The organism is Paracoccus sp. DMF, assembly GCF_004407025.1.
Classification (GTDB): Bacteria; Pseudomonadota; Alphaproteobacteria; order Rhodobacterales; family Rhodobacteraceae; genus Paracoccus; species Paracoccus aminovorans_B.
This window is the reverse complement of sequence record NZ_SOKV02000029.1, coordinates 1-16725: the sequence shown is the minus strand read 5'-3', so window position 1 is coordinate 16725 and position 16725 is coordinate 1. Positions and strand designations below refer to the sequence as shown.

Here is a 16725-nt window from a genome sequence, read left to right as displayed (position 1 = left end):
CAGCATGGCGAGAAAGCCTGTCTACAGCCTGCCTTTGCTGGCGGGCCCCCGCGCGACCAAAGCCACGCATGATGCGGAGATCAACCGCTGTCTCGGCGTAGTCTGGGATGCAGCGGTGGTTGCCGGCATGGGCACCCCCGAGGCCGAGGCGCTGGTGACGGAGTTCCAGCAGCTTCGGGACGACACGCAGGCGGCAGCCGATGAGGTGTTGGCCGAGCTGGATGCCTGGCCTGACGATCCTGGGGCGTGGCGAGCCCTGATCGGCGTGGCCGGTGATCGCGATGCCATTACCGTGGATGGAACCCATGTCCTGGACGCCACCAAATTTCTGCCGAACGCGACAGTTTTCGGGGGCAACGGCACGCGGAACTATATTCTCGACGTGTCCAGCGCAGTGGTCGGATACACTTATGCCATTTTCAACGCCGGTATTCTCGGGGACCGTCTGACGCTGGATTGTGGCGCGGAGTATGGTTTCCTCGGTTTCGGGGTGACGCCGAACAACCTGACCACGACGCAAATCACCGTCGATCCCGGGCAGGTGGCCTATATCACGCGCGCGAACCTGACGCGGGTGCATGTCTACGTCGAAGGCGTCTACTGGGTTAAGCCCGACATCAATAATTCCTGGCGGCGAATGGATGACGGCACCTATGACGTGCTCTATCGCCGGGCCGGGAATATTGCCGCGACAACCGAGGCTTCCGACATTGTGCTGCCGGCCGGATTTTCGCTGGATGGCGCCTCGGTCCTGTCGGTGACGCTACAGCCGAGGACGGACGGGGCGTCCTATAACGGCTCGCCCCCTTTCATCACCAAAATGGGCACCACGAACGGTTTGGCCGCCAATCGGGCTGCGATCTACAACCCGAACAGCACGCTGATGACCCATCCCGTCCTCATCCATTTCAGCAACGTGACGAGGTCGTAATGGCGCGCTCGGTTCATTTTCTTACCTTCGGCCAGTCCTATGCGGAACTCGGCTATGGCCGCAGTTTTTCCTACTGGCCCTTCGCCGTCGCGATGCGCCGGATGATCGACTCGGCACCGGCGGCATTGTCCAGCGCATTGGGCGTGACCGTGACCGCCGGTGACATGACGCAGCTACGTCAGGTGGCGGTCGGCGGCTCGGCCATCCGCGAAGAATTCGCGAACGGCAACAGCTATTGGGTCACGAACGGGAATGGCAACGGGCCGTCCCTTACTTCGGCGGTCAATGCCATCGCCGGGTATGCCGTGAAGCCGCAGTTCGCGATCTGGTCGCATGGCGAGCGCGACGCGCAATTCGTGAACACGCAGACCGATGTGGACAATGTGCGGTCAGCGGTGGTGAACCGACTGTTCCCCGGCATTCGCGCGGCGCTGAATTCCGGCGCCCCTCTCGGCGTGCGGATCTTCGTGGACATGCTGGGCTTCCGCTATGTCGCGGACGAGGCGCGCGAGAACATGATGCGCGACATGATGATCGGCGTCATCAATGACCAGCCCAACGTGATGCGCGGCGCCGAGAAATACGCCATCGAGCTGGACAGCACCTTTCATCCGACACAGATCGGCTATCAGACCCTCGGCGCGCACACGGGCCGGCGGATCGCAGCGCAACTTGCGACGGGCAGCAACTTGGAAGCCCCCAGCATCGCCAGCGCAAGCCGCTCCGGGAACAATGTCACCGTCAATATCAACGTCCCTTCCGGCGGCGCGCTGGTCAAGCCGACCCACCCAGCGCACTTCGGGCTCTACGACGCGGGCGGGGTGCGGCTGCCCTATTCAGCCTCCTGGTCCGGCGACAGCGTGACGCTGACCTGCCCGAGCCAGCCCGCGACCCTGCGCTATCCCGCGCGCGAGGCGCGTTTCGACGCCAGCCGGATCATCCGCCTGTCCGATCCCGCCGACCCGATTTTCCCCGGCGAGCCCGGCCTGCCGCTGCAATCGCGGCTGCCCATCAGCCTGTGAGGTCCACGCATGACGACCCTCCCTTACAATCTGGGTGAGACCACCACCCTTGGCTTTGCCGTGGACCAGGCAGACGGAACGCCCATGCCGCTGGACGGGCTGCAACTGCGCGTCGTGGTGTTTCTGACCGGCGCTGATCTGGTCATCCCGGCCTACGCCGGCGCTGGCGACGTCATCCCGCCCGGTGAGACGGTTCCCGTCCACCATCCCTCGCTGATCCTGTTCGACCTGACCCCAGAGAACTTCCAGCTGCTGCCGCGGCTCTGGCCGTGCGCGCCGGAGATCAACGACGGCACCGGATGGACGCAGCTGCCGGGCCCGGACCATTTCATCAAGGCATGGAGGCGCTGATGCCGACTATTGGTGTAGCGACCTATGGGATTGTCCGCGGTCCTGCCGGTGACGGAATCACTCCGGGCGAGCGCGATAAGATCGACGAGGCCGTTGCCGCTGCCAATGATCTGGAGGTGGCTCTGCCGCAGGTCGATCAGGCGCGTGAGGATGCGCAGCTTGCGGCGGGGCAGGCTGCCGGGGACCGGGCGGCGGCAGAGGCAGCCCGCATCGCCAACGAGACGGCGCTGTCCGCATATGACCGGCGCGTGCTGTATAAATCCGCGTTTTCGACGCTCGATGGCTGGGTGTCCGAGACGACCGGTCGCGCGACCGTGTCTGTCAGCGGCGGCGCCCTGCGGATGCAAGGCGTGGCGGGTCAATCCGCAGCGGCAATCCTGCGGCGCAGCCCGTATCTGACGATGTTCTCGGGTCGGGCCATCCGCATCACCGTCTCCATTACTGCGACCTCCCCGACGCTCCAGGTCCGCCCCCGCGTCCGCTGGCGCAATGCCGCAGGCGAAATTGTCGGGCCGGTGTTTGCCGATAATAAATCCGGCTGGGCTGCGGGCGTTGCAACGTTGCAGTCCTGGGACCTGCAATCGCCTGGCGATGGCTACACCGAGGTCGAAATCGCCCTGCAATTCTCGAATTACGCAGCGAACCCGGCATACGAAGTCATCAACTCGGTTATGGTCGAGGATGCCACCATCGACAGCCGGCTGCCGAAGGCGGTCGAGTCCGAGACGATCCGGGCAGCGCAGTCGATGGTCACGCTGGGGCTCAACCGGCTGAAGACCGGCGATCTGCTTTGGAAGCCTGCCGGCTCCGACGCGGTCTTGACGACCGCCGATGGCCGGGGCTGGATTCCGAGCGGGGCTGTCACCCCGGAGCATTTCGGCGCTGTCGGGGACGCCGACGAAACCGCCATGACCGGGACCGACGACACCCTGGCGCTGCGGCTGGCCATGGAATGGTGCGCGCGCAACCGGCGCTGGCTCGTGCTGACCAGCAAATACATGCGCGACAACAGCACGCTGACGCTCTCGCCCAGCATCGGCGGAATGGATCTGCGCATCCGTGGCGACGCGGGCAATGCTATCATTTGTCCCGACACGTCTACGGCGCGCCGCGACGCGCTGGTGCTGGCATCTGCTGCCCCGCCGCGTGACGTGACGCTGCGCGGCGTCAATTTCGTCGGCCCATGGAGCCAGGGCGTCACCGCCGATGGCAGCAATTTCCTGTCCGGGCAGTGGATTCGGGAGCTGGATATCGACGGCTGCACATTCACCGGCTCCAAGCGCGGCGCCGTGGGTTGCACCGGCCCGACCGGCACTTTCGCTTATCGGGCGCGCATTCGGAATTGCAAATTCTCGATGAACGCGACAGGCGGCGGCGGTATCAGGAACTGCAAGATCTGCATGGTTGACGGCAACCATTTCGAATATGGGTGGGATGATTACGTCGGCGTTCACAATGACGATGGCGAATATACCCTTGATCGCATTCACATCGTCACGAACAACACCTTCTACCAATGCCAGGGTATTTGCGCGTCTGGTGGTGCCTCAACGACCATCTCGAATAACCGATTTTCGATGTGCTTTGGCCGCGCTATCGGGGTGTTCGGATGGGCGACGTTCCACAGCCTGACCATCACGGGCAATGTGATCGAGAATATGTTTAACCAGGAGCTAATGTCTGGCGTTCTGGTGCCGCGATCCGATGCCATTTACGTCACCCTGCAAACCGCCGTCAACAATCTCGGCCTGCCCGGATACGAATGGGAATCCAATGGCGCAGGTGGTGTGCAGACGCCCTATGGCAATTACTACAAGGTCGGGCGCACCGAAGGTGTTGGCACGAAAACCCGTGCTGCATCCCCGATGCATTCGGTCTTGATCGACGGAAACGTGATCACGCGCACTCTGCCGCCGGCCGCCTCGTGGAGCGAATACGGCCTGCCGCAGCAGATCCGAACGCGACTCGGACCATACACCGGAGAAATCACCCGGGCGATGATGCTGGATCGAGGCATCCGCTTTGAGGGCGGATCGAGAGGCTGCCGAATTTCCAACAATATCGTGGACGGCGCGGCGGTTTGCATAGACGCCAGTGAGTATCAAGTTGGTGAAACCGCGCCTGTTTCCAATCACAAGGCGCTTTCCATCGTTGGAAACACGCTGCGCAATTTCTCCGATAGCGCGATCCGCTTCTTTGGGGTTTCAGGAGACGCGGCCATTTCCCTGAACGAATTCGATGGCGACCCGCTTTTTGAGAGCGCCAGTCGGAATGCGGACGGAACCTGGAACTTCTCTGGCGCCGCCGCCTGCGGGGCGCTCTATGGTTCGGACGCCAGCAACCTAGCGCTTTCGGTTTATGGCAACAGCTTCCGCAACCTGCGCCGGATTGTCGAAGGGTCGATCCCTCAGGCAAGTTTCAGCGATAACCGGCTGTTTTGCGACCCGGTATCAGACGATGAGGCCGCGGGGAATATCGGCATCGGCGGCTTTGGCGGCAGCATTTCTCGGGTGGGTCAACTGATTGTGGAACAGGGCAATCCCGCCCTGCCGAACTTTGGTCGCGTAACCAGCCGGGCTCTCCATGCGTCGTCGGCCGTTCCCAGCACGGGAAAATATGCGAGGGGCCATTTCGTGCGCAACCTGGCCCCGACACCGGACGGCAGCGGGGCGGTGATCACGGGATGGCTGCGGCTCACCACCGGATCGGGTCACGTCCTCGGCACGGACTGGCGCGCCATCGTGGCCTGAGGGTCGGCGGGCGCCACCACACGCCCGCCTCTCCCTCTTGATAGCACGCCCGGCGCGACCCTGCGTCACATACCGGACACAGCAGGCCAAACGACTAAAGGAGGAACAGCGCTTGTGAACCCTGAAAACATCATCCGCGAGATCGGCGGGGGCTTGGGCGCGGTCGTCATCGTCGCCCTGGGCATCGTGGTCGTGGTCCTGTTCCGGCGTCTGATCGCGGTGCAAGACAAGCGAATCGAGGAAATGCGAGAGATGGGGCGCGAGACCCGCCTCATTGTGGAGCAGACCAACCTGGCATTGGGCACCCTCGCCGAGCCGCTGCGCGAGGCTGTCCGAGAAATGAGGGCGCGCAAATGATGAGCCTCATCCGACAACTCGCAGGGAAGAGCCGCCGAGAGGCGGAAGGGGACCGGCTCGCCGACGACTTGCGGCGCGACCTCAAGCAGGGCGAGCGGAAGGCCAAGGCTCAGCGGCTCGTGCTGGAACGCCTGGTCGCGGAAATTCAGAAGGATGTGACATCATGGCCCTGACCATCGGCGCGCTCGCCATCATCAACACGCTCGGCTATCTCGCCGTCATCTGGGCGTTTCGAGCCAGCTTCCGCGAACTGAACAGCGCGACATGGTGGTTCGCCATGGGGTTCGCCATCCTTGCCGGCGCCATCATCGCCCGCGGCCTCTACTGGGACGTATCGTTGCCTCTGATGCGGCTCTGGGTTCCGGAGTTCGCCGCGTCCTGGTCCGAGGCCACTCGGGGGCGGCTGATCAACATCGTGTTCAGCGCCATGAAGATGGTGGCGTTCTTCTGCGCCCTGAAGTGCCGTCAGAAGATGATTCCAGAGGAGGAGCGGTCTCGCTGGCCATGGTGGCGCGCATGGCTGCATCCGACGAAGATCCGCCTGCTGCCGTGGTGGTGACGATCCACTAGGATGATCAACTGGTCGTCGTGCCACTGGTAGGAGAGGACGCTTCCTCCTCACTGATGCTGACGCCAAGATCCTTTGCGAGCGCCTCCAGCGCGGCGATGGTCCCGTCGTAGCTGTCTCCGGCCTTCGGGAAGCGGGCTTTCTGCCGGCGATAGAAGGCCAGCCACTTCGGCAGCTCGTCCAGCGGATAGGTTGCCGACCACATATTGCCGGTCAGCGTGAAGGTGGCTTCGTCATGCGTCGCCTTCATCTAGGCGCGCTCCCGCCACCAGCGCTCAATCTTGTCGCATAGACCCGGGATATACGTGTCCCAGAACAGCACCTCCGTTTCCCCGGCGGGGATGAAGAACGGATGATCTTCGTCATCTCTGTCCCACGTCCCCAGGACCTCGCCGTCCTCGGAAATGACATCTCCATCATCCAGCAACCTAATCGCCCAACCCATCACCACCGCTCCGTGCGCCTGCGTCTCGGACGCTCGCATAGCAGCGGCTTGATCATTGGTCGATCACCCCTGTAGCCCGCCCCGCCACCGCGCGGGGCTTTTTTCATGAGGACACCATGACCAATCCCATCACCGCGCTTTTCGCGTGGCTCTCCGACGTGTTCGGATCGAAGTCCAAGGCCAAGAAAGCAGCCGGCGCGACCGGCGCGGCCGGGGTCATCGCCGCCGCTGCCATCTTCATCGGACCCTGGGAAGGCGAGCGCACCGAGGCCTACCTTGACCGCATTGCCAAGCCCCCGGTCTGGACCGTCTGCTACGGCGAGACGCGCGGCGTGAAGGCCGGCGACCGCTACACCAGCGCGCAATGCACCGACATGCTCATGGCGGCACTCGCGACCTATCGCGACGGCCTGACCCGGTGCGTCCCGGCGCTGCCGCAGCAGCCCGAGGGCGTGCAGGTGGCGCTGGTGTCCTGGTCCTACAACGTCGGGACGGGCGCGGCCTGCGGCTCGACGCTCGCGAAGAAAGCCAATGCCGGCGACTGGCAGGGCGCCTGCAACCAGCTCCCGCGCTGGGACAAGGCCGGCGGCAAGCCCGTCAAGGGCCTGACCAACCGGCGCGCGGCTGAAACGAAACTCTGCCTCAATGCACTGAAAGGACAGTGACCATGCTCAAGGGAGCCCTCGCGCTAGTGCTGCGCCAAGTTCTGCTCGTCTTTGCCGGGATGCTGGCATCGGCCGGCATCATCACCGCGACTGCCGATCTCGGCTATTACTGCTTCGACACCCGCTTTGTCGCCGATGCGACGGCGACGGCACTCATGCTGTTCCTCGGCGGGGGAGCCTCGGCCGGCGCAAGCATGCTCTGGCGGATCTGGGCCAAGAAGGGCGGCGGCGTCACCTGACCGCTGAAACGACATCGGGCCGGCCGCACCACACAGCCCGCCCGATCAGGTCGGGGCAACCACAAACCAATTACCGCCACGAAAAAGGACTACTCGCCACCGACCCCTGCAATCTGCACGAGAGCTTCCGCGAGGTGAAGTTGCCCTTTTGGTCAACCTTGCTCGGACCCGTATAGGTTGCGCAGTTGCTGCTTCTCTCATGCTGTGGTTATATCGGGTCGGCAGCCGAGCGCGCGCTGCCTCTTGTGCTACTGTTAAACCCACCACGAAGACCGCCCCTCGGCTCACACCGGGGGGCGGCTTTTTGCGTTTCAAAGATTTGATCGAGCCTGTGCGTCAGATAGGGTCCGGGTGATGGCACAGTCGCACTCACCCGTCCTTACGGACAGCCGTTAATAATCGTTGACAACTTTAACGTGCAATCCTTAAGCACCGCAGACAGCGCGTTCGGTATCAACCTGACTTCGCCCAACCTCTGACATTGGGAATTTCCATGCCTGTCTACACGCTTAATGTTTTCTCTAACGCGGCCATCGGCCAACCCAACTGGTTCCTCGGTGGAGCCCAGAATCTCGCTGTAAGCGCTGTGGATGTCATGCAGATTCAGGACAACGACCCGGTCCTGCAAGACGAAAGCAACAGTCCCGAAGAATCTCTGGACCTTGATGGTGAGCAGGTTCTGGCCGCGGCTCTTGGCCTCGGATCCGCTGGGCAGGTTGTCCGGAGCGTCTTCAAGCAGACGATTGTCAACTCGACCACCGGCGAAACCGGCACTGCCTACACCATCCGGATCTACTCCGGCACATCCAACGAGAACCTTGGTGGACAGGTCGGCGACTACTACTGGGCGTCGACCATCAAGGTCAGCGCCGGGGATGTCGTCTCGCTGAGTTCGACCGGCGATAACGACTACAACGGCACTGTCGACTACAGCACTCTGGTGGCCTGCTTCACGCGCGGCACCGCCATCCGCACGCCTCGTGGCGAAGAACTGATCGAGACGCTGAGCGTCGGTGACATGGTGCTCACGCAGGACCATGGCCAGCAGGCCGTGCGTTGGATCGGTTCGACGCTGGTGACGGCTGATCGCCTGCAAGCGCAGCCGCACCTGCGCCCGATCCGCATCAAAGCCGGCGCGCTCGGCAAGGCGATTCCGAGCACCGACCTCCTCGTATCGCCGCAGCACCGGATCCTTGTCCGCTCCCGGATCGCACAGCGCATGTTCGGAGTGAACGAGGTTCTGGTCGCGGCCAAGCAGCTTGTCGCTATCGACGGGATCGACGTAGCCGATGATGTCGAGGCGGTCGAATACTTCCACATCCTGTTCGACCAGCACGAAGTCGTCGTTTCCAATGGGGCCGAGAGCGAGTCTCTCTATACCGGCACCGAGGCCCTGAAATCAGTGGGTGCCGCAGCGCGCGAGGAAATCCTGGCGCTGTTCCCGGAGCTTGCGCAGGACGACTATACGCCGGTGGCTGCGAGGCAGCTTTCGTCTGGTCGGCAGGGCCGGACGATGGCGGCCCGCCACGCGCAGAACCGCCAGGCGCTTGTCAGCTGATACAAGAATTGCAGCTTCCTCGGGCCGCATTGGCTCGGGGAGACCTCGGCGGCGGAGAGAGCGGCCACGAAATCGGCCCGTGCCCGCTCGGGATCGACGGTGCCGCGGTCGAGGCCGAGGCAGGCCAGCACGGCCATCTGGTAGTCGGGGTCGTCCTGGTCGCAATGCGCCAGCAGAGCCGCGCCCATCCCCCGGGCGTCGGTCACCGTCCGAAATCGCCCGATATCCTCCTCATAGGTGACTGGCCTGATCGTTTTCGTACTGGGCATCTAGCCACCTCGCATTGCTGACCCCTCGCAACCCGCCGCGCGCGGGATTGTTCCGCTTGCCCCGTCCCGGTTCGCCCGGGGCGGGGGCCTTTCTTTTTGCACATCGGCGGCGTTAGGGTTGATCCTCATGGAGTGGGGGTGAAATGAGTAAGAATCAACCGATGCCGGAAGCTGATTATCGCACGATTTCACAGCAGTATGCTCAAGGCGGGATAAATGCCTCAATCCTGATCAACGGAGGTGCGGCAGTGGCGGCGCTTTCTCAGTTCGCCAGCTTGGAAAATCTGATGTCTGCCTGGACCATCGGCGCTGCGATGATGCTCTATGCGACTGGGGTGCTGGGTGGGATGGTCGCGTGGCTGTCTGGATTTATGGCGTCGCGCTACGTTGATCGAGCGCTTCGCGGAGAAGAGGGCGATTATGAAAAATCAGATGTCTGGATGTTTTCCGGAGTATTGACAATTATTGTGTCAGGGTTAGCGTTTTTCGCCGCGTGTCTCGTGCTTGCCGCTGGCTTAATCCGTGTCTAGAGCATCCGCAGATGTGTAATCGCTACCAGACCAGACCATCGGCAGACGAGGTGCGGCGAGTATTCCCGGCCCGCGACCGCACGGGCAATATGGCATGGCAGGATGACGTCTATCCCGACCGGCTGGCGCCGATCATCCGGCACGGCGAAGACGGGCCCGAGATTGCCCAGGCCCGCTGGGGCATGCCGACGCCGCCGCAATTCCTCCCCGCGTCCCGGCGTGACAGCGGCGTGACCAATATCCGCAATGTCGGCAGCCCGCACTGGCGCCGCTGGCTCGGCCCGGAGCATCGATGCCTGGTGCCGGTGGTGCGCTTCAGCGAGCCGGGCAAGGACCACAAGCCAGTCTGGTTTGAGCCGGTCGATGGCGAGCCCATCTTCTTTGCCGGCATCGAGACGCGAGGCTGGACCAGCATCCGCAAGGTCAAGGACGGCGAAACCACCGACGATCTGTTCGGCTTCCTGACCTGCCCCCCGAACGCCGAGGTCGGCGCCATCCACCCCAAGGCCATGCCGGTGATCCTGACCGCGCCCGGCGAGTGGGAAGCGTGGCTGAATGCCCCATGGGAGATCGCGAAGCAGATGCAGCGGCCGCTTCCGGATGGTGCGCTGGTAAAGGTTTAATTCGGCCCTTTGCAGACGTTGGCGCGACGATCTGATGCTACGTCGCGGCTTCACCACTGCGGACATTCGGGGTGCCTGCAGCAATCTTCCTGTCCGAGCTTGAAGCAGGCTTCGCGCGGATTGCGGGTTGGCGTCGCGCAGAGTAAAAAATTCCGAGCAACACCGGGAGGTATTTATGGACCAGTCCGATCAGGAACTCGAGCGTCTCAGCGCGCTGTTGCATGCGCTGCCCATCGAGAACATGCCCATGACGCTCAGTGAACTTGATGGCTATGTAGTCGGTGTTCTTGCCTGCCCGGATATGATCCCGCCCTCGGAATGGATGTCCCATGTCTGGGGAGAGACAGGTGAGGCAAATTTTCCCGATCAGAAATCCGCCGAAGCCACGGTCGGTGCGGTCATGGCTCACTACAACTCGGTTGCGGAGGCGATGACCCGCTCACCTTGGATCGAACCCATCTACGAGGTTGACCCCAACAGTGATGAGGTGATGTGGGAGCCTTGGATCGATGGCTTCACTCGCGCTATGGGGCTAAGACCGGATGCTTGGGATCGACTGCTCGCTCAGGCCGACGAAGAGACGCGGACGACGATGATCTTCTTGATGGCGCTTCAGGAAATATACACTGGCCACAGCAAGTTCACGGATGAGGAGATCGACGAAATCGACCTTGAAGCACCCAATCTGATCCCGAACTGCGTTGCGACGATACTCTATCAGTCTCGTCCCGAGCTTTCCCGCATGGAGCCCGCAAATCGTTCCGAGATGCCGTTCAACGCCGGTCCCCGGCCCGGGCGGAACGACCCATGCTCCTGTGGGTCGGGCCGCAAATACAAGCAATGTTGCGGTCGGAACTGACCGATCGCCCAAGTCTCTCACGGCCCTTCCGCGACATTTGTACAACACGCAGCATGACGGCAGACACCGACGCAAAGGACGGATACAGGTCATTTTCTGCAATCGCATGAAAGTCTACTATGCTCAACAGCTGGCAATCTCCTCTCACCCGGCGCTCGCTCAGGGATTTGGAACCGCTGAATCAGCCATAGCGATAACAGCCTATCGAGCTGAAGTCCCTTGACCTCACCGCCTGAACAAAGCCAATCTCGCATATCCGTGACACGCCCCTTGGACATCTGCGACAATTTTCGACATGACCGGGCTGAGTTAAAGTTCATCGCCTCCCTATAAGCGAGGTGCGCTGGCAGAACCGAGCAAATCCCCGGCTTGTTTCGAGTGAGCCCGAGAGCCACGATCAGGCGGATCGAAATCGCGAATCCAACACAAGTTAGACCCATGACACGGCAGCTGCCAATCTGAGAAAAAGGTACTGAAACACAATGCCAACGAGAGATCGGTTTGAGTTCGCACTCGACAATACCAAAAAGACTCAGTGGGAGCTCTTCGAGGAGCTAGCGTCCTCTTTCCTTTCGTCGGAGTACACGCAGTTGAGGACGATGGCCTCTGCATCTGGAGATGGTGGGCGTGACAGCGAGCTATTCTCTGACGAAGGGATCAGCTCTGTAGCATTTCAGTACTCTGTCACTGACGAGTGGGGCCCCAAAATTCGCAGTACAGTTAGGAGGTTGGAGGAAAATTTTGGTGACATCGCCGTATTGAAGTACGTAACAAATCAGAAAATCGGGGCGAAGGCTGACGAGTTGAAGAGAGAACTTATGGGAAAGGGCAAAGTTCTCGATGTTCTTGACCAGTCCTGGTTTTTGGACCGCTTAGACTCAGATATGAACAGAGCAGGCGCCGCAGAACGATATTGCAGCCTTGTGGCAGACCCGATCATCGATGGGAAGGGGCTGTCCGGCAGGTCAACCAAGTCACTCACGCGCGATGAACTCAGCGTGGCACTCTTCTATCTGGACATGCAGCGCGCTGATGACGAGATGGGCAAAAACCTGACGCGAACTAGTTTCGAGGCTCTCGTTAAGGCAGCGCTCGCCGATGCGACCCCTGAAAACCCCATGCCTCGAGACGAGATATATACGAAGGTCAAGAAATTCTTGCCGCGATATGAGATTTCTCACATTAAGAGATTCATCGATAGCGCGCTTTCCAGATTGAAGAGGCGTGACCTTAATTACTGGGAAAAGACTGACTCATTCAACCTCAACCATACCGTTCGAGAACACCAGAGAGATCTCGCGGCTCAGCGCCTGCTGTCCAAGGACTTATTTGCGCGAGAGATTACGGAGACGATCAGTGGCCGGGTTGAGGGAGGCCCCGAACTAGCCTCGATTGCCACTGATTGGGCATTCGCCTGTATTGATTCGTACTTCTTGAAACAAGGAGAGAGATTTGCCTCCGCAGTAATTAAAGGAGAGATTCCAGCACCGGAGGCATCTGACTTATCGGATGCCGCATCAGAGGGGATGTCCATTGCGGGCGTCAATAAGCGCCATGCCCACCTGAAGAAGAAAGTTACTGACCTTGTATTAGACACACTCGCCGCTCCGAGTTTATCGGCGAAGAAGTACCTAACGGGACGCGCAAATTCCTATACTCTTCTAGCATTCCTGTCAGAAACGCCTGACATCCAGTCAGCGACAAACAAGCTGTTCTCAAGGGGTATTATCTGGCTCGACTCCTCCGCGCTATTGCCATTATTCCCAGAGGCGACCTCCCAAGGGCTTGACAGGACCTTTCACAACATATTCGAACGCACTAAGCGAACCGGCACCAAACTAAAGGTTAGCCCCGGTGTTGTTGAAGAAGTGGAAAGGCACCTCAATCGCTGCAGGTCCTACGCCAGCTCTCAAAATTGGAGCGGGAGCGTGCCCTACGTTTATCAGAGGTATGTTCTTCAAGGTGGGCAACGGGATAGATTTTCCGGTTGGCTTGAGAAGTTCATAGGCGATTACAGGCCTATGGATGACGTTATTGATTTCCTTGGCGAGGTTGGCATTGATGTCGCGGAACCAGAGTTGGGTGATCGTCTGGATGATGATTTGAGGTCTAAAATTACTTCTTACTGGCAAGAGATTCACGCGCGGAGAAGAGGTGGGGATGAGTACAATATCGACACAGATAAGCTGGCTCGGCACGATATCGAGTGCGTAATAACTGTCCTCAATGAGCGAGCTCGAGAAGGAAGGGAAGCTGGCTTCAAGTCATGGCTCTTAACGCTAGATGGCGCCGCGCATCGAATGGCAGCCGCGGCGGAAATACGTGCCGCAGATCCGAACTTCATTTCTCCCATCATGTCGCTGGACTTCCTTCTTAAATATCTCGCCTACGGACCGGCGCGTGATATCGCTTATAGAAACGATTCTGACAGTGTCAGGGTCTTTGCGCCGGAACTTTTCGATAACATCCCTCCCGATTTGATGAGTGTCGCTGAGAAGGTTAGATCCGATTTGGCCACGCTAGATATGAGCGTTGTCAAGCGGCGCGTGAGAGATGGCATTGATAAAGCAAGCTCGTCCATCGGCGAAGCCCACCTTGGAGGACTTGAGGAAATTGATGCAAACATGGATCAACTATTCTAGCCCCGACTGTTATTGGGTGTTCCGGCCCGGACGATCACATGGACCCTCGGCAATCTGCGATTATTCATAGCTAGATCCACCCTGCGCGAGGTTTGGGATGGGAGGCAAGCATGCTGATCTCACTTCACCAACAGGCGGAGGCGACACAGAAGATTTGGGCAGGAATCCAAGCCAGTTCCGAGCGCGCTCGGGTGGTCGCGGAGCGGCGCGAACGCCATGTCGCCGGAATGGAGGCCGAATGCGCCTGGGTAACCAAGACCAAATGCGCGCGGATCTACGTCCGCGTAATGCGCACTGCTGCCGTTCGTGACAAGCGCAGCGAACGGCAGCTCCCCGCCCTTAACCTCGCTCAAAGAATCCCGGATGCGGCTGGTTGACGCCGAACCGGATCGTCCCCGGCCCAAACCTCTGGTTGATGAAATCCGCCGCAGCCGAGGCGCGCTCTCCGCGCGTTTGCTCGGCCGGAGCGACCGGCAGCAGCAGGTCGCCGGTGCGTGAGGTCAGGAAATCCACGTCGCCCAGATGCACGCCGATGGCAGCCAGCTTGCGCCTGCGGATCGCGGGCCACGCCTGCCGCCAGAGAGCGCGGTTGATCCGCATGAACTCCAGCGTGTCCTGCGTCGGGGCGCAGCGGATCGACCGCGCCCATGCCGCACCGCCCATCGGCGCGAGGTGCAGCGCGAAGCTGCTGGCCACCCGCCCGTCGCGCCGCAACCGGGCTGCGGCCTTTTCGATCAGCCAGCGCGATACGAGATAGGCCTCGGCCGGGGCTCTGAACTCGGGCGCCAACACCTTGCTGTTACCAAAGCCGCCGCGCTGCGTCTTAACCAGCGGAATGGGCTCGCCCTGCAGCGACCTGACGAACCGCTCGCCCTCGACGCTGCGCCAGATCGCCCGCGCGTGCCGCGGGTCGAGGCGGCAGAGCGACACCATGTCCCGAACGCCAGCGGCTTCCAGCCGCGCCCGCATCGAGCGCGAGATGCCGGGCAGATCGTCCAGCGCCAGATGCGCGATCCGGTCGGGCATGTTGTCAGGGCCGAGGTGCTGGCAGCCGTTCGGCTTCTCCAGCTTGCCCGCGATCTTGGCCAGCAGGTGGTTAGGCCCGATGCCCGCACTGAACCGCAGGCATTCCCCGACCTCGGCCGCCACGGCCGCCTTGAGCCGGGCCACCAGCGCGCGGGCGCCGGCCAGTTCGGTTGCTTCGCCCGACAGCACGATCTGAAATTCGTCCACTGACCTGATCCGCTCCAGCTCGGCAAACCGGTCCAGGACGGCGGCCACGCGCAGATTGAACCGCACATAGAGCCGGTGCCGGCTTGGCAAAAACACGATGCCGGGGCAGAGCGCCCGCGCGTCTGGCACACTGGTGCCTGTTTTCACGCCGAATGCCTTGGCCTCATAGCTGGCGGCGACGCAGCAGCCCTTCTCGTTCTCCATGGCGGTGATCGCCACCGGCCGGCCGCGAATCGCGGGGTTCAGCTGCTGCTCGACCGAGGCGAAGAAGCTGTTCATGTCGATGTAGAGCGTGCGGAAAGGGCCCATTTCTAACGATTTCTGATTGTGGCGTTCCTGCCCGTTTGTTCTATAATTGTTCTCATTCGGCAAGAGGACGAAATGGACAGGAAACAGCAGCTCGGAAACGTCAGCTTCGGCGGCGCTTGGTCGGAACAGATCGCTGATGACGAGGCGCTGGAGGCGGCCATGCGGCGCCTCGACGGGGCCGTGATCGACACGCTGGCTGAAGACCTGCGCGGAGACGCGGAGCTCGAAGCGGCGCTGGCCCTGGCGACGGCTGCGCACCCCAAGGGGGCGATGCTGGCCGCTGCATGGGGCAAGGCCCTCGGCCAAGCCAATGGCGGCCTGCGCTATGCCGAGCTGAAGCGGATCGCAACCGCGCTGCGGGTGGGCATCGGTGCCCGGCTGCCGGCGCAAGGTAATGGAGCATGATGATGATGGGACTGAAGCCGATCAGCTGTCGCGTGATGGCGTTCGACGTGACCGAGGAGGAACTGATCGCGGACGAGCTTCGCGAGGTGATCCCCGGGTGCGAGGTCAAGGCGGTGCGCCGGGTCGGCCGGGATCGCTGGCTGGCCGACGTACGCAAGCTCGGGAAGCGGGAAACGGTAACCGAGACGATCAAGACACATGTCGTCGATGACACATACCTCGGGATCGAGGTGCTGGGCTATGCGCCGATCCGGCATGTGGCCTGAAGGCTAGCGGGCATGCCATAGGCCGTCACTCATCGCGCATCCTCCTGGTTTGCCAGCCGCAACAGCACGTCCGCATGGCACGGCTGATCGAGCGGACACCAGCAGGCCAGATCGCGACCGCGAAGATGATGGACGTTAGCGATGATCCGGCCGATGTGGCTGTCCGGGTGAGCGACCGGCGGGCAGAAAGAGCCGTTCGACATGAAGCCCTCGACGGCGGAAGCGAAGCGGCGCACCGCCTCGGCCGCGTCGGGAATGCCCGGTTCGCCCACCCGCCACGGATTGCCCCATCGCGTTGATCGGTCAACCTTCACCGCGCTCTCGGGCATTCGCCATCCCTTCGTGCGCTTGAGCTGGATTCGCTTTGGCGTCATCGCGCGTCCACCGGGGGCTGGGGCAGGGCGGGCCTGCGGGACAAGAACCAAAGCTGAAGAAGCGCGGTGTTCCCGCCGGTCCAGCTGGCTGCGGCCCATTCGGCGCTGATTAATCCGCCGGCCACCATGCCGACGTTGATGACGGCGTTCATCATGGAGATGCCGAGGCTGATCATGCTGTCGCTCCTCCGTGGATGGGAAGAATCGACGCGCCGCGGGGCAGGGGTGAAATTTTGGAAGAAGGTTCATGCGACTTAGGATCACTTCGCTGGAAGCTACCTAAGTCACTGAAAATAATGGTGGGCGATAACGGATTTGAACCGCTGACA

General features: G+C 61.5%; 22 protein-coding genes. 17 read left to right on the top strand and 5 right to left on the bottom strand.

All coding sequences use genetic code 11. From position 1 onward, the window contains the following. Positions 1-4: 4 nt before the first annotated feature. The 7 genes from E3D03_RS14350 to E3D03_RS14320 all read left to right on the top strand — a co-directional run bounded on the left by E3D03_RS14350 (position 5) and on the right by E3D03_RS14320 (position 5970). Positions 5-931, top strand: coding sequence for a hypothetical protein (locus E3D03_RS14350; protein ID WP_263567496.1), 927 nt, complete (start codon positions 5-7; stop codon positions 929-931). Then, the gene (locus tag E3D03_RS14345) at positions 931-1953 is read left to right on the top strand and encodes a hypothetical protein (protein WP_263567495.1); all 1023 of its coding nucleotides are present in this window, start codon (positions 931-933) and stop codon (positions 1951-1953) included. Before E3D03_RS14350 ends, E3D03_RS14345 begins: the two co-directional genes overlap by 1 nt. A 9-nt stretch (positions 1954-1962) precedes the next feature. Continuing rightward, positions 1963-2304 carry a hypothetical protein gene (locus E3D03_RS14340; RefSeq protein ID WP_263567494.1) on the top strand — a complete coding sequence of 114 codons (342 nt, stop codon included), beginning with the start codon at positions 1963-1965 and terminating at the stop codon, positions 2302-2304. Next, positions 2292-5054 carry a right-handed parallel beta-helix repeat-containing protein gene (locus tag E3D03_RS14335; protein WP_263567493.1) on the top strand — a complete coding sequence of 921 codons (2763 nt, stop codon included), beginning with the start codon at positions 2292-2294 and terminating at the stop codon, positions 5052-5054. The genes E3D03_RS14340 and E3D03_RS14335 overlap by 13 nt, the downstream gene beginning before the upstream one ends. Positions 5055-5168: 114 nt before the next feature. Further along, positions 5169-5411, top strand: a complete 243-nt coding sequence (locus E3D03_RS14330; protein WP_263567492.1) for a hypothetical protein — start codon at positions 5169-5171, stop codon at positions 5409-5411. Further along, a complete protein-coding gene (locus E3D03_RS14325; RefSeq protein ID WP_263567491.1) occupies positions 5408-5584 on the top strand; it encodes a hypothetical protein in 177 nt (58 codons plus the stop codon). The genes E3D03_RS14330 and E3D03_RS14325 overlap by 4 nt, the downstream gene beginning before the upstream one ends. Further along, a complete protein-coding gene (locus tag E3D03_RS14320; RefSeq protein WP_263567490.1) occupies positions 5575-5970 on the top strand; it encodes a hypothetical protein in 396 nt (131 codons plus the stop codon). The genes E3D03_RS14325 and E3D03_RS14320 overlap by 10 nt, the downstream gene beginning before the upstream one ends. Positions 5971-5986: 16 nt before the next feature. Here E3D03_RS14320 and E3D03_RS14315 read toward each other — a convergent pair whose 3' ends face one another. Beyond that, positions 5987-6229: a hypothetical protein gene (locus E3D03_RS14315; protein WP_263567489.1), complete on the bottom strand. Its 243-nt coding sequence runs from the start codon at positions 6227-6229 to the stop codon at positions 5987-5989. Next, a complete protein-coding gene (locus tag E3D03_RS14310; RefSeq protein ID WP_263567488.1) occupies positions 6230-6424 on the bottom strand; it encodes a hypothetical protein in 195 nt (64 codons plus the stop codon). Between the two features lie 116 nt (positions 6425-6540). Here E3D03_RS14310 and E3D03_RS14305 point away from each other — a divergent pair, with 116 nt between their 5' ends. The 8 genes from E3D03_RS14305 to E3D03_RS14270 all read left to right on the top strand — a co-directional run bounded on the left by E3D03_RS14305 (position 6541) and on the right by E3D03_RS14270 (position 14186). Further along, the gene (locus E3D03_RS14305) at positions 6541-7089 is read left to right on the top strand and encodes a lysozyme (RefSeq protein ID WP_263567487.1); all 549 of its coding nucleotides are present in this window, start codon (positions 6541-6543) and stop codon (positions 7087-7089) included. 2 nt (positions 7090-7091) lie between these two features. Then, positions 7092-7328: a hypothetical protein gene (locus tag E3D03_RS14300; RefSeq protein WP_036744604.1), complete on the top strand. Its 237-nt coding sequence runs from the start codon at positions 7092-7094 to the stop codon at positions 7326-7328. Positions 7329-7821: 493 nt separating this feature from the next. Continuing rightward, positions 7822-8886 (top strand): Hint domain-containing protein, encoded by a 1065-nt coding sequence (locus E3D03_RS14295; RefSeq protein ID WP_263567486.1) that lies wholly within the window; start codon positions 7822-7824, stop codon positions 8884-8886. Between the two features lie 412 nt (positions 8887-9298). After that, the gene (locus E3D03_RS14290; RefSeq protein WP_263567485.1) at positions 9299-9685 is read left to right on the top strand and encodes a hypothetical protein; all 387 of its coding nucleotides are present in this window, start codon (positions 9299-9301) and stop codon (positions 9683-9685) included. Positions 9686-9696: 11 nt separating this feature from the next. Further along, entirely contained in the window at positions 9697-10308 is a 612-nt protein-coding gene (locus tag E3D03_RS14285; protein ID WP_263567484.1) for an SOS response-associated peptidase, read from the top strand. A gap of 175 nt (positions 10309-10483) precedes the next feature. Beyond that, positions 10484-11167 carry a UPF0149 family protein gene (locus E3D03_RS14280; protein ID WP_263567483.1) on the top strand — a complete coding sequence of 228 codons (684 nt, stop codon included), beginning with the start codon at positions 10484-10486 and terminating at the stop codon, positions 11165-11167. Between the two features lie 482 nt (positions 11168-11649). Continuing rightward, the gene (locus tag E3D03_RS14275) at positions 11650-13809 is read left to right on the top strand and encodes a hypothetical protein (protein ID WP_263567482.1); all 2160 of its coding nucleotides are present in this window, start codon (positions 11650-11652) and stop codon (positions 13807-13809) included. A 110-nt stretch (positions 13810-13919) separates the two neighbouring features. Further along, positions 13920-14186 (top strand): hypothetical protein, encoded by a 267-nt coding sequence (locus E3D03_RS14270; RefSeq protein ID WP_263567481.1) that lies wholly within the window; start codon positions 13920-13922, stop codon positions 14184-14186. Here the strand turns inward: E3D03_RS14270 and E3D03_RS14265 are convergent. Beyond that, positions 14149-15321 carry a UMUC-like DNA-repair protein gene (locus E3D03_RS14265; RefSeq protein ID WP_263567531.1) on the bottom strand — a complete coding sequence of 391 codons (1173 nt, stop codon included), beginning with the start codon at positions 15319-15321 and terminating at the stop codon, positions 14149-14151. The genes E3D03_RS14270 and E3D03_RS14265 overlap by 38 nt on opposite strands. A 102-nt stretch (positions 15322-15423) precedes the next feature. Between E3D03_RS14265 and E3D03_RS14260 the strand changes: the two genes are divergently transcribed. Together E3D03_RS14260 and E3D03_RS14255 are read left to right on the top strand one after the other, a co-directional pair. Next, entirely contained in the window at positions 15424-15756 is a 333-nt protein-coding gene (locus E3D03_RS14260) for a hypothetical protein (RefSeq protein WP_263567532.1), read from the top strand. Between the two features lie 2 nt (positions 15757-15758). Beyond that, positions 15759-16022, top strand: coding sequence for a hypothetical protein (locus E3D03_RS14255; RefSeq protein ID WP_156429052.1), 264 nt, complete (start codon positions 15759-15761; stop codon positions 16020-16022). Between the two features lie 29 nt (positions 16023-16051). Here the strand turns inward: E3D03_RS14255 and E3D03_RS14250 are convergent, their stop codons facing one another. Further along, positions 16052-16396 (bottom strand): DUF4326 domain-containing protein, encoded by a 345-nt coding sequence (locus E3D03_RS14250; protein WP_082724720.1) that lies wholly within the window; start codon positions 16394-16396, stop codon positions 16052-16054. Continuing rightward, on the bottom strand, positions 16393-16572 hold the full coding sequence (locus E3D03_RS14245; RefSeq protein ID WP_263567480.1) for a hypothetical protein: 180 nt from the start codon (positions 16570-16572) through the stop codon (positions 16393-16395). Before E3D03_RS14245 ends, E3D03_RS14250 begins: the two co-directional genes overlap by 4 nt. Positions 16573-16725 lie beyond the last annotated feature (153 nt).